Raw genomic sequence first — 20,797 nt, 5'->3', positions numbered from 1 at the left:
GGCCCGTCGACTCGCGGAGTACAGGACGAGCCGCGACCCCGGCCTCGACGGCACTTCCACGCATCCTGGTCAGTCGACCCCAGCCTCGTTCAGCAGCCGCCGACAGCTCGGCCGCGAGTACTCGACGTCGAAGGTCTCCCGGAGGTACCGGCGAACGAGTTCCGGCGTCCACGCCGACGCGTCGTAGCCGGCGTCCGCCGGGGGGTCCGCCAGTACCGCTTCCACGCGGGCCTGCTGGTCGGGTGCGAGTTTCCGGGGCCGGCCACTCCGGGCCTCGTCCCGGACCGCCTGGTCGATCGGCTGCGCTTCGAGTCGCGTCAACCAGTTGTAGATCGTCTTCCGCTGGACGCCGTGCCACTCGGCGAGTTCGGTCTGGGAGACGCCGTGCTTGTACGCGATGGCAGCCAGGAGTCGCTGCGTCGGCTTCTTCCCCTCGACGTCGTCGAGCGCGTCCTGGAGTTCCTCGACAGTGACGTCCTCGAGTCGGCCCATCGGTCGGTACGACCACAGGCGGGTAAATAATTCTAACGCCTTTCCGGAGTATCGCGCGTCGGGCCTCCCCCATCGGTTCCGACGAGTTCCTGCCGGTTGCAGGTCCGGGGACTGGTCGGCAGTCGTCCGAGGACGCCCGACGGCGGTCGACCACCGCGTGCGAACGACGCCGTACGGAAAGGAATCGCCGTACAGGCGTGGATGCCTCCGGCGACGACCGACGTGACGCTCGCCCGCAGACACGTATTAGAAACCCAACACAAATCCGTTGCTGCTAACACTTATTCGGCTCCCGCTCCGGCCAGAGTGTATGAAATCGAGAGCGCGAAACGGGACACGAAGGGCCACGAGCGGGCGTCGCCGGGAGCACGGGAACGACGCGAGAATCGTCGGGAACGGTCGCCCGCTCTCTTCGAAGCCGTAGCACCATCCATGAGCGAGACGCAGACGCCCATCCGCTACGTACTGGAGAGGTTCGCAAGACCGCGGTGGGGAGCGTTCGCGGGAGGACTCGGTCTCCTCCTGCTGGCACTCTTCCTGCAGCGCGTTCCGGCGCTGTTCATCGGGGTGGCGCTCGACGCGCTCCTGCTGAACGACCGGGCGTACGCGCTGCCGCTGGTCCCCGGGGCGTGGATCCCGTCGACGACGACCGGACAGGGCCTGTTGACCGTCGGCGTGCTCGGAGCGGCGATCGTCGGGGAGAGCGCGGCGAAGTGGTACGGCCAGTTGGTGTACGAGGAGGCCACGCTCCGGACGCTGCACGAGATCCGGACGGAGGCGTACGACACCGCCGCGTCGCTCTCGATGCGTTTCTACGACGCCCGCGATAGCGGCGACGTGCTGAGCGTCCTGCACGACGACGTCACCAACCTCCGCGACCTCTTCTACGGAGCGCGCGACGGCGTCCGCTACGGCGGCGGCGTCGTCAGCGCGTTCGCCTTCATGCTCTTGCTGAACCGGAACCTGGCCGTCGTCGTCGCGGTGCTCCCCGTCGTTCTCGCGGCGACCGGCCGGGTGTACGCGTCGCTGCTGGAGCCACACTACGACGCCATCCGCGAGAGCGTGGGAACGATGAACGTCCGCCTGCGTGACGCCGTCGAGGGGCTGAGTACGGTGAAGGCGTTCACGCGCGAGCCCGCAGAACGGGAGCGCGTCGCGGCGGCGTCCGCCGGGTACAGGGACGCGAAGTGGGCGGGCGTCCGCCTCCGGACCATCTACAACCGCGTCTCGTGGATAATCGCCGCGGTCGGTATCTGGGGGCTGTTCGCGCTCGGCGGCTACTGGATCATCGCGGGGCCGCCGTCCGTCTTCACCGCGGAGCTGAGTCCCGGCACGCTCCTGACCTTCATCCTCTACACGTTCTCGTTCCTCGACCCGACGCGGCGCCTCGCCGTCGACGTCATCGACAAGGTCGAGAACGCCCAGGCGTCGAGCAGGCGCGTCGTCGACGTCCTCCGGAGCGACGACAGACTCGCGGAACCCGACGACGCCCCGGACCTGGTCGTCGAGGAGGGACGCGTGCGCTACGACGACGTCAGCTTCTCGTACGAGGCGAGCGAAGGCGAGACGCTCGGCGACGTCTCCTTCGCGACCGACGGCGGCGAGTTCGTCGGCGTCGTCGGGTCGACCGGCGCGGGGAAGTCGACGCTGCTGAAGCTGCTCTTCCGGTTCTACGATCCCGACGCCGGGACCGTCCGCGTCGACGGCCAGGACGTCGCGTCCGTCGACGTGGAGAGTCTGCGCGAACAGGTCGGCTACGTGAGCCAGGACCCCTTCCTCTTTCACGGCACGGTCGCTGAGAACGTCGCGTACGCGACGGACGCGACCCGCGAGGAGGTGGTCGCGGCCGCGAAGCGCGCCGGCGCTCACGAGTTCGTCCGCGAACTGGACAAGGGGTACGACACCGGGATCGGCGAACGCGGCGCGACCCTCTCGGGCGGACAGCGCCAGCGCATCGCCATCGCCCGCGCCATCGTCGCCGACCCACCCATCCTCGTCTTCGACGAGGCGACCAGCCACGTCGACAACCGGACGGAGGTCGACATCCAGCGGAGCCTGCTGTCGATGTCGGGCGAACGGACGGTGTTCGCCATCGCCCACCGGCTCTCGACGGTCCGCGGTGCCGACCGCATCCTGGTGATGGACGACGGGCGACTCGTCGAGGAGGGGACCCACGACGAACTCGTCGCGGCGGACGGGACCTACGCGCGACTCTGGCGCATCCAGACCGGCGAGGTAGCCGCCGGAAGCGACGGCGTCGCGGAACGGTACGAGGAGGTGCGCGGATGACGGACGCGACCATCGCCGAGAAGGCCGAGAGCGACTATCCCCTGCTCGCGCTCCTCGGGAAGTACGGGCGGTCGGACGGCCACTACTTCGTGGTCGCCGCAGTCGCGGGTGCTGTCTCGAACTTCCTGAGCTACGCGGACGTCTTCCTCATCGGGCTCGGCATCGACGCGCTGTTCAACGACCGGGCGTTCGCGGTCCCGTTCGTCCCGTCGGCGTGGGTGCCCGCCGAACCGCTGCCGCTGCTCGGGTTCGTCACGGTGTTGCTGGTCGCGCTGAACCTGGTCACCAACCTCGGCGCGTTCGTCGAGGAGTACAGCTTCGGCGTGTTCACGCAGCGGTTCCTGCACACGGTCCGGGTGAACGAGTTCGACGCCGTCCAGCGGTTCGAACTCGGGGTCTTCGACGAGAGCCGGACGGGGAACGTCATCAGCGTCCTGAACGACGACGTGAACCAGCTCGACACCTTCCTGAACGTCCTCGTCGGGGCTACCATCTGGATCGTCGTCACGCTCGCCAGCGCGTTCGTCTACATGGCGGTGCTCAACTGGCAGCTCGCACTGTTCGTACTGCTCGCGGGGCCCATCCTCGCCGGCGTCAACGTCTGGTTCTCGAAGCGCCTGGAACCGCTCGAGGACAGGGTCCGGACGGAGCGCGGCGCGTTGAACGCCCGCCTGGAGACGAGCGTCAGCGGCACGGACGTCGTCAAGTCGTTCGCGGCCCGTGACCACGAGTGCGAACGCGTCGAGGCGGCCTCGCGCGACCTCTTCCGGGCGCGGTTCGCCAGCCGGCGAACGGCCGTCTGGCAGGAGCCAGCGAACAGGCTGGTCGCCGGCACCTGGTTGCTGCTGACGCTCGCGCTCGGCACGTACTGGGTCCTCGAGGGCGCGCCGCTCGTCTTCACCGGGACGCTGACGGCCGGCGAACTCGTCCCGTTCCTCTTCTACATGGAACGCATCGCGCTCCCGCTGAAGAACCTCGGCGGCGTCGTCGGCGGGTACAAGTCCGCGAAGGCGTCCGCGAAGCGCATCGAGGGGCTCACGAACGTCGACGGACGCCGCGAGACCGACGCGGACCGCGACCTGGAGCTCGACGGCGGCAGCGTCGCGTTCGAGAACGTCGGGTTCAGCTACCCCGACAGCGACCGGCGGGTCGTCGACGACGTCGACTTCTCCGTCGCGCCCGGAGAGACCGTCGGTATCGTCGGCTCGACGGGGGCGGGGAAGTCGACGCTCGTCAAGCTCCTGCTGCGGTTCTACGGGGCCGACGAGGGGACCGTCGCCGTCGACGGCCAGGACGTCGACGACGTCTCCCTGGAGAGTCTCAGGAACGCCATCGGTTACGTGGACCAGGACGCGCACATGTTCGACGGGACGGTCCGCCACAACATCGCGTACGGGGCCGACGACGCGTCCGACGACCGCGTCGAGGCGGCCGCCAGGGAGGCCGGCGCCCACCGGTTCGTCACGGACCTGCCGGACGGCTACGACACCGAGGTCGGCGAGGACGGCACGAGACTCTCCGGTGGGCAGCGCCAGCGCGTCGCCATCGCCCGCGCCATCGTCGCCGACCCGCCCATCCTCGTCTTCGACGAGGCGACCAGCCACGTCGACAACGAGACGGATCTGGTGCTGCAGGAGAAGCTGGACGAGTTGACCCGGGACCGGACGACGTTCGTCGTCGCGCACCGCCTCTCGACGGTCCGCGGCGCGGACCGCATCCTGGTCCTCGAAGACGGTGCCGTCGTCGAGGAGGGGACCCACGAGGAACTCGTCGACCGGGGCGGCACCTACGCGACCCTGTGGAACGTCCAGGTGGGGAACCTCGACGCGCTCTCCCCGTAGCGGTTCCCCAACGGACGGCCGGCGGGTCGGAAGGACTGCGGGCGCCTGCAGCGGGTCAGCCGAAGGTGAAGACGTGTTCTGCGTCGGCGGTCACCCGGAGGAAGTCCGCCGCCCCGGCGAACCGCGTCGTGACGGCGTCGTCCATCGACTCCTTCTCCCAGTCGAGCATGTCCAGCGTCGTCGTGCAGGCGACGGTGGTGACGAGGTCGTCGCCGCTCGCGACCAGGTCCGCGAGCAGGTCGTAGGGGTCCGGAACGCCGGCGTCGACCAGATGCTGGAAGTCGCCGAGGTCCTTCTCGCCCGCCTGGAGGTGGGTCAGGCCGTCGAACGTGAAGTAGACGATGACCTCGGTCTCCATCGCCAGCGCCACGTGGCCGAGGTTCATCCCCATCGCCAGGCTCTTCGGGTCGTCGCTGTAGACGACGATGCCGATCTTCTGGAGGTCGGCCATGGTCAGGCGACCCGTTCCAGGTAGTGACGGTAGAGCGTCTCGCCGTCCTCCTCGGACTCCTCCTGTTCGAGCAGTTCGATCTCGTCCATCGAGCCGGCCCAGCCGTCGAAGTCGGAGACGGTTCCCGGGTCGGTCGCGACGACCTCGAGCACGTCGCCCGCGTCGAGGCCGTCGACCGCCTGCTTCGCCTTCACGACGGGGAGCGGACAGTTCAGCCCCGTTACGTCGAGCGTATCGGTGATCTCGTATTCTGTGGTCATGCTGTATCGCCGCGTTTGTGCAGTAGAAATACAATATCGGGCTACAAAAGCATGATGTACGGTACCGTGACACATAGGGTAGGCGAGTCCAAGAGACGGGTATCAGCCAGGCACGGCAACCAAGCGTGGACCTTCGACGCCGAGAACAGTCGTGGACTCACGAGCGTCGACGCATAGTGAGGTTGTGCTGCGTTGTAACATTCGGACAACGGTTAAGTGAGTGGAACCCCCACGGTATACGGTAACAACGGATGTGACTGAGGTGAAGGGACACGACGAACCACGGGACGTTCGACCGGGAACAGGCCGACGAGACGTCGGCGGAATCCAGCGTGTCGCCGTACGCCGGCAGAGGCGAGCATGAGGCGAGATTCGCCTGCGGCGGACGGTCGGGAGCGGCGCGTCCGCGAGGCCGTCAGCGACGCGGCCGTCGGGCGGGACGACCTGTACGTCGGCCTCGCCGACCTCGGCGGACTCGGTCCGGTGAGCGTGGAGGGTGGTCGCGCCACCGTCGCAGTGACGGTGCCGGTGCCCGCGCCGGACGTGCGAGCGCGCGTCGAGGACGAACTCCGGGCGGCCGTGCGCGGCGTCGAGGGAGTCACCGACGTCGCAGTCGAGTGGCGGCCCGACGTGGCCGACGACGGTGCCCAGGTCGAAAGACTCCCGGACGTGAAGAACCTCGTCGCCGTGTCGAGCGGGAAGGGCGGCGTCGGCAAGAGCACGGTCGCGGCGAACCTGGCGGCGACGCTCGCCGACGCCGGCCTGGACGTCGGACTGCTCGACGCCGACGTCTACGGCCCGAACGCGCCCGCGATGCTCGGCTGCACGGACTCGACGCCCGCGACGACGGCCGGCGACGAGATCGTCCCCCGGGAGGCACGCGGCGTCTCGGTGATGAGCATGGACTTCATCGTCGGCGAGGACGACCCGGTCATCTGGCGCGGACCGATGGTCGACGACGTCCTGAAACAGCTGACGGCGGACGTGACCTGGGGCGAACTCGACTACCTCGTCGTCGACCTGCCGCCCGGGACGGGCGACGCGCAACTCACGCTCGTCCAGCACCTCCCCGTCACGGGTGCCGTCGTCGTGACGACCCCCCAGCCGGTCGCCGTGGACGACGCCCGGCGGGGCCTCCAGCAGCTCGCCAGGTACGACGTCCCCATCCTCGGCGTCGTCGAGAACATGCACTCGTTCCGCTGTCCGGACTGCGGCGGCACGCACGACATCTTCGGCGAGGGTGGCGGTTCCGACCTCGAAGCCGAGTTCGACGTGCCCGTGCTCGCCCGGATCCCCCTCGACCCCACGGTAGGAGCCGGCGACCACGACGGGGACGAAGACGACCGCGGCGTCTCGCTCCCGCTCGTCGGGCGGTTCTCGCTCCCCCGCACGAGCGAGGAGCGTGCCGGCGGTGACGACGTCTCGGCGATGCCCGGCCCGGACGCCCGTGACGCGACGCGCGCGTCCGTCGACCGGCTCGCGACGGGCGTCGCGGCGCGCGTCGCCCACCTCGTCGAGAGCAGCGAGTAGCATCCCTCCGGCGTCGTCAGGTTCGCCCATCGCCAGGCGAGTACGACGGTACGTCCGGGGAGACCGCCCCCCGACACCACACCGTGGAACGGTCACACGTTCGAGCTTCGATCGGCATCGCACTGCCAATTTCAGCCCTGGTAGCTCTGGTCACCTGGTACGGTTCCGACCTCAGCGGACTTCGACGGATCACCGCCGTCGCGACGGCGACCGTAGACGTTCGTGACCGCCAGTGTCGCCTTCCACCTCGGTCGGAAGACGGGTCCGTGACCCAAATACAGACGGATAATTTCCGTATGCTTATACGATTGCTCTCCGACGAACCGTCTATGCGTCACGTTCGTGAACTGATCGCCGACCACGTCCGAGAAGTTCTCCTCGTGGCAGGCGTCGGTCTGACGCTTCTCGGCGCCGTCGGACCGGGACCTACCGGCCCGGTCGCCGTTGTCGGAATCGTCACGCTCCTGGCAGCGGCAGTTCTCGCGTCACCGCTCGGGGAACTGCTCAGGCCCGAGAGAGGAACCGACCCTTCCGGGCCAGCCAGCGACCTCCGGGAACAGTACGTCGCCGGAGAGATCGGCGAGGAGGAGTTCGAGCGACGGATGGAAACGGTGCTGGCTGGCGATGGCGAGACATTCGACGCCGACCGAGAGAGCGAGAGCCCGGCGAACCCGTCGACGCTCGAAACCCATTCGGAATAAGCGAGCCTGGGCACAATCGCCACGGGGAACTCGACAGTGCAATGACGGTCGAGTCCGTCATCTACAGTGCTATGGCTGCCGCTTCCGGTGCGGACGGGACGGTAGGCGAGCGATCGGCTTCCCGAAAAGTCGGTCGGCGACGCCGTGAACGTGCGGAACGGCTCCGTCAGTCGTCGATCTCTATCTCGACCGCGTCCTCGTGCATCGCTGTGTCGTGTCGGTGCTGGCTCTGGGTCGTCGCCAGGTCCTCCAGCGCGAGCTCGACGTTGCGGACGTTCGCCTTCCAGAACGCGTCGAAGAGGGTGCCGGCGTACGGGATGGACCCGCCGGCGACGTCGACGGTGATGTTCGCAATCATCCGCAGCAGCGTCGTGAACGAGACGCCGAGACGGGCCGATTCGAGGACGATGTACAGCGAGAAGCCGGCGCTCACCACGTCGCCAGCGACGGGCAGGGCACCGAGGATGGGGTCCACGCCGACCCTGAAGTTCGTCCCGGGAACCGTCACGCTCTCGTCGAACACCGTCGCGACGACGCGCATCCGCTCGACCGCCGCCCTGTCGACCGAGTCGGGGAGTTCGCCCTCGAAGTCGACGTCGAACTCCGATGCGAGGTCGTTTCCGGTTTCTCGTTCCATACCTCCCGTCCGGTGCAGACGGGAATAAGCCTGATGCCCACCAGCGAAAGCAGGTGAAGACGGGGCGGGCGTCTGTCGGGAGGAGGTGTCCCGAACGGCGTACGCGCCCGAGCGGCTGAGTGCCGGACCGGCGGCGGCGGCGAGCGGCCACCGACTGGCGGTGGTGAGCAGTCGCGCAACCTGCAGTAGCGACCTGTCGCCGAACTGGCGACGCTGACCGGTCGCACAACTTCACGTCGCGTGCCACTGCCCTGCAAAGAGCTATCCGATAGGCACTGTATCGATGCGGTATGATAGGCGAGTTCAGTATCGTTCGACCGTCCGAGGTGCCGACGGAACAGTTCGACACCTGCGGGACGTCGGTCCGGAAGCTGACGCCCGCACTCGAGTGCACGGAGATGCGGCTGAACCAGGTCGTCGTCGAACCCGGCGAGGTGACGACGCCGCACACCCACGACGGCCAGGAGGAGGTGTTCGTGGCGACGACGGACGGGCAGATCGACATCGAGGGCGACGTGCACGACGTTGCGGAGGGTGGAATCGTCCGCGTCCACGCCGACACCACACGGAACCTCCTCAACCGGACCGAGAACGAGACGCACGTCTGGCTCGCCATCGGCGCGCCGCCGGTCGGAACCGTCGACGACTTCGGCGCGTACGTGGTCGACGACGAGTGAGTCACGGACGACGCGTTCGGCGGATATCCGTCGGGCGCGGTCCGGACGAGGGGACACCCCGCGACGCCGCGTGTCGGCGAGGTCACCGGACGGAGCCGGTCGGACCGTCACCGCGTGCGACCACAGGGTTATGCCTCCCACTCACCTACGGGGTGGTATGGGAGACACGAAAAGCGGCCGGGTGAAGAAAGCTCGCGAGGAAGAGACCCGCCAACTGGCGCGGGAACTCGAGGAGGAGCGCGAGCGCATCGACGAGCCCGAACCGCCGAGCGAGGACGAGGAGGAGGCCGACCTCGAACCGGACGGCGGGCCGGACTCCCGAACGTGTCACCGCCGCGGCTGCGACGAGCCGGCCGCGTACCGCGCACTGGAGCGGTACCAGGAGGAGACGGGGCACGGCGCCGTCGAGGCGGAGGCGCTCCTGTGTCGCGACCACGTCACCGAGGAGCATCCCACGAACCTCGAGGGCGTCTACGAGGACTACGTGTTCCGCGTCGAACCGCTGCCGAGCACCGTCGACTGAGGGCGACGGCTGCGGGTATCGCCCGCGGCGAACGGAAGACGCGTTCGCACGGAGGACTGCCGTTCCGGGGGCACAACCCGTCAGCGAGATTGCAGAACGTGGGGAAGGGCAAAATTTTATGGAGCGTTCGCCCCGCTTACGACTATGTACGTCCTGCTCCAGTCTGGAGAGCAGATAACACGACCGACCTTCTGGCAGATCGGCACGCTCGGGAAGGCACTGTTCTACTACCTGGCGGCGGTGGCGATCGCCATCCTCGCCGTGGGCGTCTACCAGCGGGTGTCGCAGTACACCAGTGGAGAGGCCGACGGCTTCGCCCGCCTTGACGACCTCCCCTCGCGGGTCGTCGCGGCCGGGAAGACCGTGCTCTCGAACGAGACGCTGTTCGACCGCGACACCGTCGGCGGGGTGATGCACGCGTTCGTCATGTGGGGGTTCCTGACCCTGCTCATCGCGACCACCATCCTCGGTATCGACATGGACTTCTACCGGATCGTCACCGGGGACTCGTTCTTCGTCGGTGACTTCTACCTCGCGTACTCGCTGGTGGTCGACGCGATGGGCCTGCTGTTCGTCGTCGGCATCGGGGTCGTCCTCTACCGGCGCTACGCCGCGCGCACCGAGCGCCTGTGGGGTCGTCACACCAGCCTGGAGGACGACCTGTTCGTCTGGACGCTGTTCCTGCTCGGCGTCGGCGGCTACGTCACGGAGGGGATCCGCATCCTCGGACAGGACTTCCCCGACTTCGAGACGGTGAGCTTCGTCGGCTGGGCTGTCGCGCTCGCGTTCGAAGCGAGCGGTATGACGCCGGCGACCGCCCGCACGCTCTACCCGTTCACCTGGTGGTCCCACGCCCTCGTCGCGCTCGCGTTCGTCGCCGCCGTCCCGTACGCCAAGCCGTTCCACATGCTCTCGTCGTTCGCCAACGTCGTCACCCACGACGACGACACCGGAAAGCGGCTGCCGGGGATGCCGGCGGACCTCGACGCCACCAACGCAGCGAGCATCGACGACTTCTCCTGGAAGGAGCAGCTCGACCAGGACGCCTGCACCAAGTGCGGGCGCTGTTCGTCGGTCTGTCCGGCGAAGGCGTCGGACCGGCCGCTCGACCCCCGGAACGTCATCCTCGACCTGAAGACCTACCGCGAGGAGCAGGCGGCCGGCGGCGAGGAGGTGCCCATCATCGCCGATGGCGGCACGAGCGTCATCGACACCGAGACGATGGAGTCCTGCATGGCCTGCATGGCCTGCATGGATGCCTGCCCGGTCGAGATCGAGCACCTGAACAGCTTCACGAAGCTCAACCGCCAGATGGTCGACCAGGGCGACGTCGACGCGAACCTCCAGGACACGTTCCAGAACGTGATGCGCAACGGGAACACGTTCGGCGACCCCGCGCGCAACCGCGCCGACTGGGCCGACGACCTCGACTTCGACCTCGCGGACGCCCGCGAGACTGAGGTCGAGTACCTCTGGTACGTCGGTGATTACCCCAGCTACGACGACCGGAACAAGCAGGTCGCCCGCTCGCTGGCCCGGCTGTTCGAGCGCGCCGACGTCGAGTACGGCATCCTCTACGAGGACGAGCAGTACGACGGCAACGACGTCCGCCGCATCGGCGAGGAGTACCTGTTCATCGAGCAGGCCGGCCACCTCGTCGACTCCTTCGAGGACTGCGACTTCGAGAAGATCGTCTGCACCGACCCCCACTCGTTCAACACGTTCACGAACGAGTACCCGGAGGTCGACTTCGAGGAGTTCGCCGACGACCCGATGATGGAGTTCGAGGTCGAGGACTGGGACGGCGCTCCCGTCCTCCACTGGACGCAGGTCGTCGAAGAACTGGTCGACGACGGCCGCCTCGGGCTGCGGGGCGACGAACTCGACTACACCGTCACCTACCACGACCCCTGCCACCTCGGGCGGTACAACGACGAGTACGAAGCCCCGCGAGAGCTCGTCCGCGCCACGGGCTGTGAGCTCGTCGAGATGCCACGCAACCGCAACGACTCGTTCTGCTGCGGCGGCGGTGGCGGCGGCCTCTGGATGGAGTTCGACGAGGACCCCAAGCCGAGCGAGGAGCGGCTTCGAGAAGCGCTCGAGGACACCGCCGCCGGCGCGGGCGTCGAGAAGTTCGTCGTCGCCTGTCCGATGTGCATGACGATGTACGAGGACGGCCGCAAGACCGGCGGCTACGAGGACGAGATCGAGATCGTCGACGTCGCCGAACTGCTGATCGAGGCGGTGGACGCCCAGGGAGAGCGCGAGGACCACGAAGTCGACCGGGGCGAACCGGAGACGGCCTGAGCCGGGACGTCGTCACCAGCGACCGACCTCCCGACCGACGCCGAGCACGGACCCGAACACGAGGAGGTTCACGGCCCACCGGTCGATGGGATAGCTCCACGTCGCGAGCAGAGCGAACAGCGGCGCGCTGGCGACCAGACACCAGCCGGGATACCACGCGATTCGCAGGAACTGTCGCCGTGAGTCGACGAACGAGTCGGTTGCGGCGGCGACCAGGCCGCCGGCGACGGTCGCGAGCAGGAAGTACGGCGCGAGCCCGAACAGCACGGGCCCCCGCTGGTGTGACGGGAAGTTCGACAGGAACGTGGCGTGAGCGGTTATCTCCAGGACGCCTCCGAGGGCCACGTACAGCCGGCGTCGGGACATCATACGCCGCCAAAATTATTTCGCGTTGACAAGTGCTTTCCGGTGACGCTCCTCACCACTCCTCTTCGCGGGCGTACTGCGCGTCGGTGAGGACGTCGTCGCGCCCGTCGAACTGCTCGCAGAAGATTTCCTCGGACGCCCACTCGCCGAACCCCTCCTCCCACGCGTTCTCCTCGCCGTGAGGTACTCCTGACCGTCGGCCCGCCTGGAGGCGTCCAGGCGAGACTCCGGGCCCGAGGGGTGAAAGTGTTCACCGACCATAACTTTTTGTCGATGCTCCGCTCTTTGACTGGCATGAACCTGAACTGGGAGGAGATCACCCACGTCACGAAAGCAGATCCAGCGAAGGAGCTGCCACGTGACCTGGGAATCCTGGCGGGGACGGACGCCGTGATGGTCGGCGGTTCGGACGGCGTCACCGCAGAGAACACGCTCGATACCATCCGGGCGATTCGAGGGAGCTTCCCGGACAAGCTCGTTTTTCAGGAGCCCCACAGTTCGGACCACGTGTCGACGGACACGATCGAGGCGGTCGACTACCTCGCCGTTCCCGCGGTCTACAACGGCGACAGGGAACACTTCGTCGGAAAGCACCTTGACATGTTCACCGAGGTCGGGAGCAAACCGGACGAGGTGTTCGGGAGCGGACTACCGGTGCTCGGGGACCTCGTCGCGGCGAAGGGCCGGGACGCCGTCGACCGGATAGGAGACAAGATCGTCGGCGAGGGGTACGTCGTGCAGAATCCGGAGTCGAAGGCCGCAGCGGTGACCGGTGCGGAGAGTCCATTCTCGGTCGAACAGGTGGTGGGCGCTGCGCTTGCGACCGAGAACTTCTACGGCTTCCCCCTCTTCTACCTCGAATACTCGGGTACCTACGGCGGCCCCGAGGACGTCGCCGCGGCAGCGAGGTACCTCGACGACGCAGCGCTGCTCTACGGCGGCGGCATCGAGAGCGAGCGACAGACCCGCGAGATACTCGACGCCGGAGCGGACGCCGTCGTCGTCGGCGACTGCTTCCACGACGACCCGGAGCGTTTCCGCGAAACGATTCCCTCGTAGGTCCGTTGGACGGCGAAGCGGTCGGCCGCGGGAGTACCGTCACGGGCGACCGCCGTCGGGGTCGCCGTGGACGCTCCCGCGACAGGGAGGTGCCTCGGCCGGGCGCACCGCGACGGTCGTCTCGCCGCCGCGAACGAGCGGGTCGGCGGCGTCGGCGTGAAGGTACACGACGCCGGGGCGGACCGCCGTGCTGACGCGGGCGGTCGTCTCGACGGTCGCCGCGTCGTTGACGACCGCGACCGCGTCGCCGTCGTCCAGACTGCGGACCGCCGCGTCGTCGGGGTGGACCGTGAGCCGGCAGTCTGACGCGTCCCCATCGGCAACGAACCCGCCCGCGCGGTCGCCGACCACGAGTCGAAGGCCGTCGCGTTCCCCATCGTCGACCGTCCCCTCCGGGTCGAGTGGCACGAACGGCGCGCGCCCGTCGTCCGTCGCGAACGACTCCGCGTAGAGGATGCCGTCGCCCGGGTCGTCGGCGTCGTCACCGCGAGCGGGCCAGCGCCGACTCCGTTCGCCGAGCGCGTCGTAGGAGAGGTCGGCGTAGGTGGGTGCGACGCGGGTCAGTTCGGCGAACGCCGCACGCGGCGTCGCGTGGTCGAACGCGTCGCCGACCAGCCGACGACCGAGGTCGCGAAGGACCGCGAAGTCCGGGCGGGCCTCGCCCGGCGGGTCGGCGACGGGGCGGAGCCGCTGCACCTGGCGGTCGAGGTTCGTCGTCGTCCCCGCCTTCTCGACGCCGGCGGCCGCCGGGAGGACCACGTCGGCGTGGGCGGTCGTCTCGCTCCGCGAGAGTTCGGTGACGACCAGCAGGTCGAGCGCGTCGAGGCGGCGCGCGACGCGGTCCGCGTCGCGCTTGGCGACAGCGGGGTTCTCCCCGACGACCAGTGCGGCGCGTACCTCGTCGCCGAAGGCGGACACCAGGTCGTGCTCTGTGTCGCCCGGCGTCGCCGGCGGGGCGACGCCCCACTCGGCGCGGAGCCGTTCGCGGGCCGCGTCGTCGTCCACCGGACGGTGGCCGGGGAGGCGGTCCGGAACGCAGCCCGCGTCGGTCGCGCCCTGCTCGTTGCTCAGGCCGCGAAGCACGTGCACGCCAGTCCCGGGTCGACCGAGGTTGCCGGTGAGCAGGAGGAGGCCGAGCAGCGCGTCGGCGGTCGCCGTCTCGTCGACGCCGGTACCGGTCAGCACGGCGACCCGGTCGGCGTCGCCGACGGTCGCCGCGACGCTGCGGAGCGTCCCCGGGTCGACGCCGGCGGTCGCAGCCACCGCGTCGACGTCGGGGTCACGCAGGGACGCGCGGAACCGCTCGAAGCCGGTCGTCCGCTCGCGGACGAACGCGCGGTCGACGTCCCCGTTTCCGACGACGAGCGAGCAGAGCACGGTCGCGACGAGCGCATCGGTTCCCGGACGCGGTGCGACGTGGCGGTCGGCGAGCCGCGTCGTCTCGTTCTCGTGCGGGTCGACGTGGACCAGCGTCGCGCCGTCGGTGACGGCCGGACGGACCGCGCTGTCGAACGCGACGGGGTGGCGTGCGGCGGGGTTCGCGCCGGCGACGACGAGGACGTCGGTCTCGCGCAGGTCGGCGAGCGCGTTGGTCGACGCCGGGTAGCCCAGCCTGTCCGCTAGCGTCCGCGCCGTCTCGGCGTGACAGAGCCGCGCCCGGTTGTCGACGTTGTTCGTGCCGAGCGTGCGCGCCAGCTTCTGGAGCAGGTAGTTCTCCTCGTTGGTGCAGTGGGGCGCGCCGAGGAACGCCAGCGCGTCGGCACCCTGGTCGTCCATGACGTCCTCGAACCCGTCGACGACGCGGTCGAGGGCGGTCTCCCAGGAGGCGGGGACGAGACGCCCGTCGCGACGGACCAGCGGTTCGGTCAGGCGCTCGTCGTCGACGGCGTCGAACGCCCGGACCCCCTTCCGGCAGAGTCGCCCGTTCGGGTTGGCCGGTCCCTCGCGGCCGCGCACGCGTACGCCGTCGTGGGTCAGTCGACAGCCGACGGCGCAGAACGGACAGACGGTCGTCGGCGACTCCGCTCCGTCGTCGCTCATCGTCGCAGTCGGCGTCCCTGCGCCTTCACCAGCGCGACGAGATAGCCGAGGCCGGCGCGCGCGTCCCGCGACCGGAGTTCGCCGAGTGCGCCGACGATGCCGACCGGCTCCGACTCGCGTTCGGCCTCCCCGACCGCGCCGAGGACGGTGTTCAGCCCCCGGGCGGTCTCCGGGTCGATATCCAGCGTCGAGAGCGTCGTGGCCAGGTCGACCAGGTCCTCGAGGTGGCCCTCCCGCTGGAGGTCGAGGACGACGTCCAGCGCCTCGACCGTCTCGGACCCGTTCGCCTCGAGGAGCGTCGCGAACTCCGCTATCTCGGCGGGCGAGAGCGACTCGGAGAACGACGTCGCGATGGTGACGAGGTCGTCGAGGTGGCCCTCCCGCTGGAGGGCGACCACGGTGTCGAGTGCGTCGGCGAGTTCGTCGGCGTTCTCCCCGAGGTCGGTCGCGAGCGCGGCCGCCCCGTCGGTCGAGAGGCCGTCGACCGCCGCGACGAGGTTGGCCGTCGACTGCGTGACGTACTCGACCTCCTCGTCGTCGGCGCTGGCGACCACCAGTATCGCCGTCTCCAGCAGCGCGCCGACGTCGTCGCTGCGTTCGATGACGGCCGCGAGGTCGTCGCCGTGCTCGTCGAGCGCGTCGCGCAGCGCCGCCTCGCCGTCGGTCGACGTCGCGCCGTTCCTGTCGCCGTTCGTCGTCGCACCGTCTCCGCTGGCGTTCGCCGTCGCACCGTTGGTGGCCTCGTCGGGGTAGGACTGCGTGGGTTCCGCCATGGTCAGTCGTCCCCCGTGCCGGTCCCGGCGTCGTCGGCCGGCGTCTCGCCGGGTGTCGGCGACGACGCGGCGGCGTCGTCGGCTGGCGCGATGCGGACCGCGGACACCTTGAACTCGGGCGTCGCCGCGCCCGGGTCGAGGCGCTCCTCGTCGGTCAGGCGGTTTACGGCGCTGTCGGCGAAGTGGATGGGTGCGAAGACGGTCTCCGGGCCGACGCGGTCGGTCACCTGCGCGGGGACGGTTATCGCGCCGCGTTCCGATTCGACCCGCACCGGGTCGCCACTCTCGATGCCGTACTCCGCCGCCGTCTCGGGGTGTATCTCGACGAAGTCGCTGGGCGTGTACTCCATGATGCCCTCCTCGCGGTGGGTCATGGTCCCGGTGTGGTACTGGTAGAGCACGCGCCCGGTGGTGAGCGTGAAGGGGTACGTCTCGTCCGGCGTCTCCGCCGGTTCGCTGTAGCCGACCGCGTGGAGGTGGGCCAGGCCGTCGTCGGTGTCGAACTCGTCCGCGTAGAGGCGTTTCGTGCCGGGGTGGTCCTCGTCCCAGCAGGGCCACTGGAGGCCGCCCTCCGCGTCGACCCGCTCGTGGGTCACGCCGCCGTACAGCGGCGTCAGCGAGTTCACCTCCGCCATTATCTCGGCCGTCGAGTCGTAGTCCCAGTCGCGACCCATCCGACGGGCGAGGTCCTGGAGGATCTTCCAGTCGGGCCGCGAGTCGCCCTTCGGCTCCATCACCTGCTTGACCATCTGGACGGTGCGGTCGGTGTTGGTGAAGGTGCCGGTCTTCTCGACGAACGAGCACGCCGGGAGGACGACGTCCGCGTACCGAGCGGTCTCGGTCACGAACAGGTCCTGGACGACGAGGAAGTCGAGGTCCGCCAGCACGTCCTCGGCGTGGTTGACGCCCGGTTCGGAGAGCGCGGAGTTCTCGCCGATGACGTACATGCCGCGGACGTCGCCCTCGTCGGCCGCGAGGAACATCTGGGTCGTGTAGTGGCCGTACTCGGGCGATATCTCGCAGTCCCAGGCGTCCTCGAACTTCGCGCGGACCTCGTCGTCCGCGACGTCCTGGTAGCCGGGGAAGTTGTCCGGGAGCGGTCCCATGTCCCCGCCGCCGCCCTGGACGTTGTTCTGGCCGCGGAACGGTGAAACGCCAGTCCCGGGTTTCCCGAGGTTGCCGGTGACCGCCGCCAGGTTCGCCATCGCCATGACGTTCTCGGTGCCGTGGGAGTGCTCGGTGAGCCCGAGGGTCCACCCGAAGACGCACGTGTCGGCCGCAGCGATGGTCTCGGCGGCCGCCGCTATCTCCTCGGGCGGGACGCCCGTCTCCGCCTCGACGCGCTCGGGCGTGAACTCCTGGACCGACTCCTTCACGGCCTCGAATCCGGTCGTTCGCTCCGCGACGAACTGCTCGTCGTGGAGGTCGTTGTTCACGACGTGGCGGATGATGCCGTTTATCCAGACGGCGTCGTACCCGGGGTCGACGCGGCTGTACTGGGTGGCGTACTCCGCGATCTGGACCTCGCGCGGGTCGAACACCAGCAGGTCCGCGCCGTCGCGGACGTTCTGCTTGATGCGCGTCGCGATGACGGGGTGGGCCTCGGTCGTGTTCGACCCCGTCAGGAGGTAACAGTCGGTCGTCTCCAGGTCCTCCACGCTCACCGAGGCCGCGCCGTAGCCGAAGGTCTTCGCGAGGCCGGCGACGGTCGAGGAGTGACAGAGCCGGTTGCAGTTGTCGACGCTGTTCGTGCCGAGCACCTGCCGGGCGAACTTGCCCATCAGGTAGTTCTCCTCGTTGGTCGCCTTCGAGGAGGCGATGACCGACAGCGCGTCGCCGCCGTGGCGCTCCCTGATGTCGCCCAGCCCCTCCGCGACGCGGTCGAGCGCCTCGTCCCACGTCGCGACGCGGAACTCGCCGTCCTCGCGGACCAGCGGCGACGTCAGCCGGTCGTCGGAGTCGACGAAGTCGTAGCCGAACTTCCCCTTCACGCAGGTCGAGATGCCGTTGACGGGGGCGTCCTCGTCGTCTGTCGGTCGGGCCGCGAGCACCTCCTCGCCGTCCGAGTAGAGGTCGAACCGGCAGCCGACGGCGCAGTAGCCGCAGGTCGTGTCGGCGACGTTCAGTTCCTCCAGCTGGCGGTCGCCGATGGACTGCGCTATCTCGAACAGCGTCCCCTCGGGGAGCGTCTCGGCGGCCGTCCCCTCGGCGACGTGTTCGACGTTCGCCAGCGCCTGCTGTTTCGCGCGCTGCATGTAGCCGGCGACGCCGTCGGGGTCGTCGCTCATGGCCACGACCTCCCGTCGTCGTCGGTCCACGGGTCGGGCGTCGCGTTCTCGGCCGACCCGTCGGAGTTGTCGGTACTGGACCGGATGCCATCGGGGTCGTCGCTAGCGCGTTGGTCCTCGCTACTCGCTCGCTCCTCGCGCTTCTTCGGCGTCATGGGCGCGTCGGGGCCGTCGGACGCGCCAGTCGTCGCGCCGACGCTGTTCGTCTGCGTGAACCCGGGGAGCTGTATCGTCGTCGCGTCCGCCATCCCCGTCTCGACGAGCGAGCCGGTGGGACAGACGGTCGCACAGTGACCGCAGGAGACGCAGGTCGAGTCGTCCATCGTCTCCGCGTCGCTCTGGAAGCCGATGCGGGTGTCCGCGCCGGACCCCTCGACCCGCAGGACGCCCTCGACCTGGACGTCGTTGCAGGCCTCGACGCAGCGGTTGCAGAGGATGCACTTGTTGCGGTCGATCTGGATGAACGACGAGGAGTCGTCGATGGGAACGTATCGGTCGCGGTCGTCGAGGACGCCGTAGCGCGGCTCCTCGACCTCCTCGTCGATGGCCGCGTCCTGCAACTCGCAGCGACCGTTCTTGCCACAGGTCGTACAGCGGAGGTTGTGGTTCGACAGCACGAGGTCGAGGTTCACGTCGCGCGCCTCGCTGGCCCGCTCGGCGTCCGTCCGGACGGCGAGTCCCTCCTCGGCTGGCGTGCTGCACGCCGGGACGACGCCGTGAGCGTCCGTCTCGACCATGCAGGTCCGGCAGGTGCTGCGGGGGCCGATGTCCTCCCGGTCGTAGTGACACAGCGCCGGCACCTCGTCGTCGGTCTCGACGGCCGCGAGCGCGTCGAGCAGCGTCGCGCCGGTCTCGACGGTCACCGCCGTCCCGTCGACGGTGACGGTCGCCGCCTCGTCGCTGCCGACGGGGGGATCGGTCGCGGTCCCCGGTGCGATGTCCTCGGTCAGTGGCGGTACGGTCTCGGTGTCGTGTTCGGAACTCATCGTTGGTCCTCCGTCGTACTGCAGGCACCCGACGGACAGCGGCCGTCGGCGTGGGCCGAAAACTCCGCGCCGAAGGCGGCCATCGCCGTCCGGGTCGGCCGCGCGGCGTCGACGCCGAACGGACAGACGCTCGACGTCTCCATCGCTCGCACCAGTTCCTCGATGCCGGCGGCGTCGTACTCGCCGTCGTAGACGTCCCGCAGGAGCGAGCGAAGCTGGGTCGCCCCCTCGCGGCACGGAACGCAGCGGCCGCAGTTCTCCTCGGCCGCGAACGCCGCGAGCTCGCCGGCGAACGCGACGACGCAGCGGTCCTCGGCGAGCACCTCCACCCGTCCCCCGGTGCCCAGGTCGGCGTCGGCCAGCGCGTCCGGGGACACCCTCACGTCGAACGAGTCCGTGAGGCCGCCGAACCGCCCCCCGACGCAGGCGGCCTTCACCCCGCCCGTCGGCTGGACGGCGTCGAGCGCCGCGTCGAGCGTCGCCGTCTCGGGGAGTTCGACGGTCGCCGGCGACTCGACGTCGCCCTCGACGGTCACGAGCCGCGTCGACGGTCGCTCGCCCGTCCGCACCGCGACCGCGAGGTGCGCGAGCGTGCGCGCCGAGTGGACGAGCGCCGTCGCGTCGTTGAGGGTCGGCAGTTCGTCCGCGTGGCGCAGGCGGGCCTCCAGACGGTGGTTGCCCTCGACGGCCTCCAGCGCCATCGTCGGTTCCCCGGCGCGGTACTCGGACGGACCCGTAACGACGTCGACGGGGGCGTCCGGATACAGGTAGGCGTCCGCGGCCGAGCGGACCCGTTCGACGGCGCGCTCGTCGGCCTCGGAAGCGTAGACGACGACCCGGTCGGCACCGACGGCACGGGCGAGGAGCTCGGCGCCCTCCAGCACCTCGAAGGGGACGCTCCGGAGGAGCAGCGCGTCGGCCGGGCCGCCGTGGGCGTTGACCACGACCGCGACGCCGTCGTCGCCGGCACGCGCCCGACGCCAGTCCGGGGCGACCGGTTCGTCGCGTCGCCAGTCGCCCCAGCCGCGTCCGACGAGTTCGTCCGCCGTCGCCAGTATCTCGTCGGGTGCGGCGTCGACGAAGCCGCCGGCGGCGTCGTGGTCGGACGGGGACGCCGGGCGCCGCCAGCCACAGCCCGCGAGGACCCGGCGTCGGCCGACGTCGATCCCGGCGAGTTCGGCGACGGGCAGCCCCATCGTGTCCGGGGCGTGCTCGACGACGGCGTCCGGGTCGCCGGCGTCCTCGATGGTCTCCCCGGTCAGTTCGTCCGCGACGCGAGCCGCCCGCTCGGGCGTGCATCCGGCGTAGAACGCGGTCCGGCCCGCTGCCGTCGCCGTGACGAGCGGGTCGAGGGCCGCGACGCCGGTCGGTCCGACGCCGGCGACGGAAGCGCCGCTCCCGGACGCTGCATCGCGGAAACCGGAGCGCCAGTCCGGGACGCACAGCTCCACCTGTCGACTCTCGATGCTACTGTCCTGCATGATATCTCCTGACATGGAGTGGCAAGCAATAAAACATGATTATCGTTCGGTACGATTCCGCGACGCGACCAGCGTCGGGGACGGCACGCACGACCG

The 20,797-nt window shown here is 69.4% G+C and carries 17 protein-coding genes and 1 pseudogene; 8 read left to right on the top strand and 10 right to left on the bottom strand.

All coding sequences use genetic code 11. The features are described from left to right. Nucleotides 1-75: 75 nt before the first annotated feature. Nucleotides 76-492, bottom strand: a pseudogene (locus NKT36_RS18720) (helix-turn-helix domain-containing protein); the annotation flags it as partial. A gap of 432 nt (nt 493-924) precedes the next feature. Here NKT36_RS18720 and NKT36_RS18715 point away from each other — a divergent pair. After that, nucleotides 925-2,781, top strand: a complete 1,857-nt coding sequence (locus tag NKT36_RS18715) for an ABC transporter ATP-binding protein (protein ID WP_327053950.1) — start codon at nt 925-927, stop codon at nt 2,779-2,781. Then, on the top strand, nt 2,778-4,622 hold the full coding sequence (locus NKT36_RS18710) for an ABC transporter ATP-binding protein (RefSeq protein WP_327053949.1): 1,845 nt from the start codon (nt 2,778-2,780) through the stop codon (nt 4,620-4,622). The genes NKT36_RS18715 and NKT36_RS18710 overlap by 4 nt, the downstream gene beginning before the upstream one ends. A 55-nt stretch (nt 4,623-4,677) precedes the next feature. On the opposite strand, the gene NKT36_RS18705 is transcribed toward NKT36_RS18710, so the two are convergent. Continuing rightward, nucleotides 4,678-5,073 carry a DsrE family protein gene (locus tag NKT36_RS18705; RefSeq protein ID WP_327053948.1) on the bottom strand — a complete coding sequence of 132 codons (396 nt, stop codon included), beginning with the start codon at nt 5,071-5,073 and terminating at the stop codon, nt 4,678-4,680. 2 nt (nt 5,074-5,075) lie between these two features. After that, the gene (locus NKT36_RS18700; RefSeq protein ID WP_327053947.1) at nt 5,076-5,333 is read right to left on the bottom strand and encodes a sulfurtransferase TusA family protein; all 258 of its coding nucleotides are present in this window, start codon (nt 5,331-5,333) and stop codon (nt 5,076-5,078) included. A gap of 360 nt (nt 5,334-5,693) precedes the next feature. On the opposite strand from NKT36_RS18700, the gene NKT36_RS18695 reads away from it, so the two are divergent. Next, nucleotides 5,694-6,863, top strand: a complete 1,170-nt coding sequence (locus NKT36_RS18695; RefSeq protein WP_327053946.1) for an Mrp/NBP35 family ATP-binding protein — start codon at nt 5,694-5,696, stop codon at nt 6,861-6,863. 329 nt (nt 6,864-7,192) lie between these two features. Then, nucleotides 7,193-7,564, top strand: a complete 372-nt coding sequence (locus NKT36_RS18690; protein ID WP_327053945.1) for an SHOCT domain-containing protein — start codon at nt 7,193-7,195, stop codon at nt 7,562-7,564. A gap of 166 nt (nt 7,565-7,730) precedes the next feature. Here NKT36_RS18690 and NKT36_RS18685 read toward each other — a convergent pair whose 3' ends face one another. Then, nucleotides 7,731-8,201, bottom strand: coding sequence for a DUF4112 domain-containing protein (locus tag NKT36_RS18685; RefSeq protein WP_327053944.1), 471 nt, complete (start codon nt 8,199-8,201; stop codon nt 7,731-7,733). A 290-nt stretch (nt 8,202-8,491) separates the two neighbouring features. Between NKT36_RS18685 and NKT36_RS18680 the strand changes: the two genes are divergently transcribed. From NKT36_RS18680 to NKT36_RS18670, 3 genes are all read left to right on the top strand, one after another. Then, a complete protein-coding gene (locus tag NKT36_RS18680; RefSeq protein ID WP_327053943.1) occupies nt 8,492-8,878 on the top strand; it encodes a cupin domain-containing protein in 387 nt (128 codons plus the stop codon). 157 nt (nt 8,879-9,035) lie between these two features. Further along, on the top strand, nt 9,036-9,401 hold the full coding sequence (locus tag NKT36_RS18675; protein WP_327053942.1) for a hypothetical protein: 366 nt from the start codon (nt 9,036-9,038) through the stop codon (nt 9,399-9,401). Nucleotides 9,402-9,545: 144 nt separating this feature from the next. Continuing rightward, entirely contained in the window at nt 9,546-11,708 is a 2,163-nt protein-coding gene (locus tag NKT36_RS18670) for a (Fe-S)-binding protein (protein ID WP_327053941.1), read from the top strand. Nucleotides 11,709-11,720: 12 nt separating this feature from the next. Here NKT36_RS18670 and NKT36_RS18665 read toward each other — a convergent pair whose 3' ends face one another. After that, nucleotides 11,721-12,077, bottom strand: a complete 357-nt coding sequence (locus NKT36_RS18665; protein ID WP_327053940.1) for a hypothetical protein — start codon at nt 12,075-12,077, stop codon at nt 11,721-11,723. A gap of 291 nt (nt 12,078-12,368) precedes the next feature. Here NKT36_RS18665 and NKT36_RS18660 point away from each other — a divergent pair, with 291 nt between their 5' ends. After that, nucleotides 12,369-13,133, top strand: a complete 765-nt coding sequence (locus tag NKT36_RS18660; protein ID WP_327053939.1) for a geranylgeranylglyceryl/heptaprenylglyceryl phosphate synthase — start codon at nt 12,369-12,371, stop codon at nt 13,131-13,133. Nucleotides 13,134-13,172: 39 nt separating this feature from the next. Here the strand turns inward: NKT36_RS18660 and NKT36_RS18655 are convergent, their stop codons facing one another. From NKT36_RS18655 to NKT36_RS18635, 5 genes are read right to left on the bottom strand one after another with little or no spacing between them, the layout of a single operon-like run. Continuing rightward, on the bottom strand, nt 13,173-15,173 hold the full coding sequence (locus tag NKT36_RS18655; protein WP_327053938.1) for a molybdopterin oxidoreductase family protein: 2,001 nt from the start codon (nt 15,171-15,173) through the stop codon (nt 13,173-13,175). After that, nucleotides 15,170-15,946, bottom strand: coding sequence for a DUF1641 domain-containing protein (locus tag NKT36_RS18650; protein WP_327053937.1), 777 nt, complete (start codon nt 15,944-15,946; stop codon nt 15,170-15,172). The genes NKT36_RS18655 and NKT36_RS18650 overlap by 4 nt, the downstream gene beginning before the upstream one ends. Before the next feature lie 2 nt (nt 15,947-15,948). Further along, complete coding sequence (gene fdhF, locus NKT36_RS18645) at nt 15,949-18,234, bottom strand: formate dehydrogenase subunit alpha (protein WP_327053936.1); 2,286 nt, start codon at nt 18,232-18,234, stop codon at nt 15,949-15,951. After that, complete coding sequence (locus tag NKT36_RS18640) at nt 18,231-19,220, bottom strand: 2Fe-2S iron-sulfur cluster-binding protein (RefSeq protein ID WP_327053935.1); 990 nt, start codon at nt 19,218-19,220, stop codon at nt 18,231-18,233. Before NKT36_RS18640 ends, fdhF begins: the two co-directional genes overlap by 4 nt. After that, nucleotides 19,217-20,701 carry an NADH-ubiquinone oxidoreductase-F iron-sulfur binding region domain-containing protein gene (locus tag NKT36_RS18635; RefSeq protein ID WP_327053934.1) on the bottom strand — a complete coding sequence of 495 codons (1,485 nt, stop codon included), beginning with the start codon at nt 20,699-20,701 and terminating at the stop codon, nt 19,217-19,219. Before NKT36_RS18635 ends, NKT36_RS18640 begins: the two co-directional genes overlap by 4 nt. Nucleotides 20,702-20,797 lie beyond the last annotated feature (96 nt).

The sequence above is a fragment of the Halomicrococcus gelatinilyticus genome, assembly GCA_024227995.1.
Classification (GTDB): domain Archaea; phylum Halobacteriota; class Halobacteria; order Halobacteriales; family Haladaptataceae; genus Halomicrococcus; species Halomicrococcus gelatinilyticus.
Note: the sequence above shows the minus strand (reverse complement) of the source record. Positions and strands in the feature narration are given on the sequence as shown.

Coding starts and splice junctions, on each gene's coding strand:
- NKT36_RS18715 (WP_327053950.1), top strand. CDS start 925: ATGAGCGAGACGCAGACGCCCATCCGCTACGTACTGGAGAGGTTCGCA.
- NKT36_RS18635 (WP_327053934.1), bottom strand. CDS start 20,701: ATGCAGGACAGTAGCATCGAGAGTCGACAGGTGGAGCTGTGCGTCCCG.
- fdhF (WP_327053936.1), bottom strand. CDS start 18,234: ATGAGCGACGACCCCGACGGCGTCGCCGGCTACATGCAGCGCGCGAAA.
- NKT36_RS18665 (WP_327053940.1), bottom strand. CDS start 12,077: ATGATGTCCCGACGCCGGCTGTACGTGGCCCTCGGAGGCGTCCTGGAG.
- NKT36_RS18670 (WP_327053941.1), top strand. CDS start 9,546: ATGTACGTCCTGCTCCAGTCTGGAGAGCAGATAACACGACCGACCTTC.
- NKT36_RS18695 (WP_327053946.1), top strand. CDS start 5,694: ATGAGGCGAGATTCGCCTGCGGCGGACGGTCGGGAGCGGCGCGTCCGC.
- NKT36_RS18675 (WP_327053942.1), top strand. CDS start 9,036: ATGGGAGACACGAAAAGCGGCCGGGTGAAGAAAGCTCGCGAGGAAGAG.
- NKT36_RS18710 (WP_327053949.1), top strand. CDS start 2,778: ATGACGGACGCGACCATCGCCGAGAAGGCCGAGAGCGACTATCCCCTG.
- NKT36_RS18640 (WP_327053935.1), bottom strand. CDS start 19,220: ATGAGTTCCGAACACGACACCGAGACCGTACCGCCACTGACCGAGGAC.
- NKT36_RS18680 (WP_327053943.1), top strand. CDS start 8,492: ATGATAGGCGAGTTCAGTATCGTTCGACCGTCCGAGGTGCCGACGGAA.
- NKT36_RS18705 (WP_327053948.1), bottom strand. CDS start 5,073: ATGGCCGACCTCCAGAAGATCGGCATCGTCGTCTACAGCGACGACCCG.
- NKT36_RS18650 (WP_327053937.1), bottom strand. CDS start 15,946: ATGGCGGAACCCACGCAGTCCTACCCCGACGAGGCCACCAACGGTGCG.
- NKT36_RS18655 (WP_327053938.1), bottom strand. CDS start 15,173: ATGAGCGACGACGGAGCGGAGTCGCCGACGACCGTCTGTCCGTTCTGC.
- NKT36_RS18660 (WP_327053939.1), top strand. CDS start 12,369: ATGAACCTGAACTGGGAGGAGATCACCCACGTCACGAAAGCAGATCCA.
- NKT36_RS18690 (WP_327053945.1), top strand. CDS start 7,193: ATGCGTCACGTTCGTGAACTGATCGCCGACCACGTCCGAGAAGTTCTC.
- NKT36_RS18685 (WP_327053944.1), bottom strand. CDS start 8,201: ATGGAACGAGAAACCGGAAACGACCTCGCATCGGAGTTCGACGTCGAC.
- NKT36_RS18700 (WP_327053947.1), bottom strand. CDS start 5,333: ATGACCACAGAATACGAGATCACCGATACGCTCGACGTAACGGGGCTG.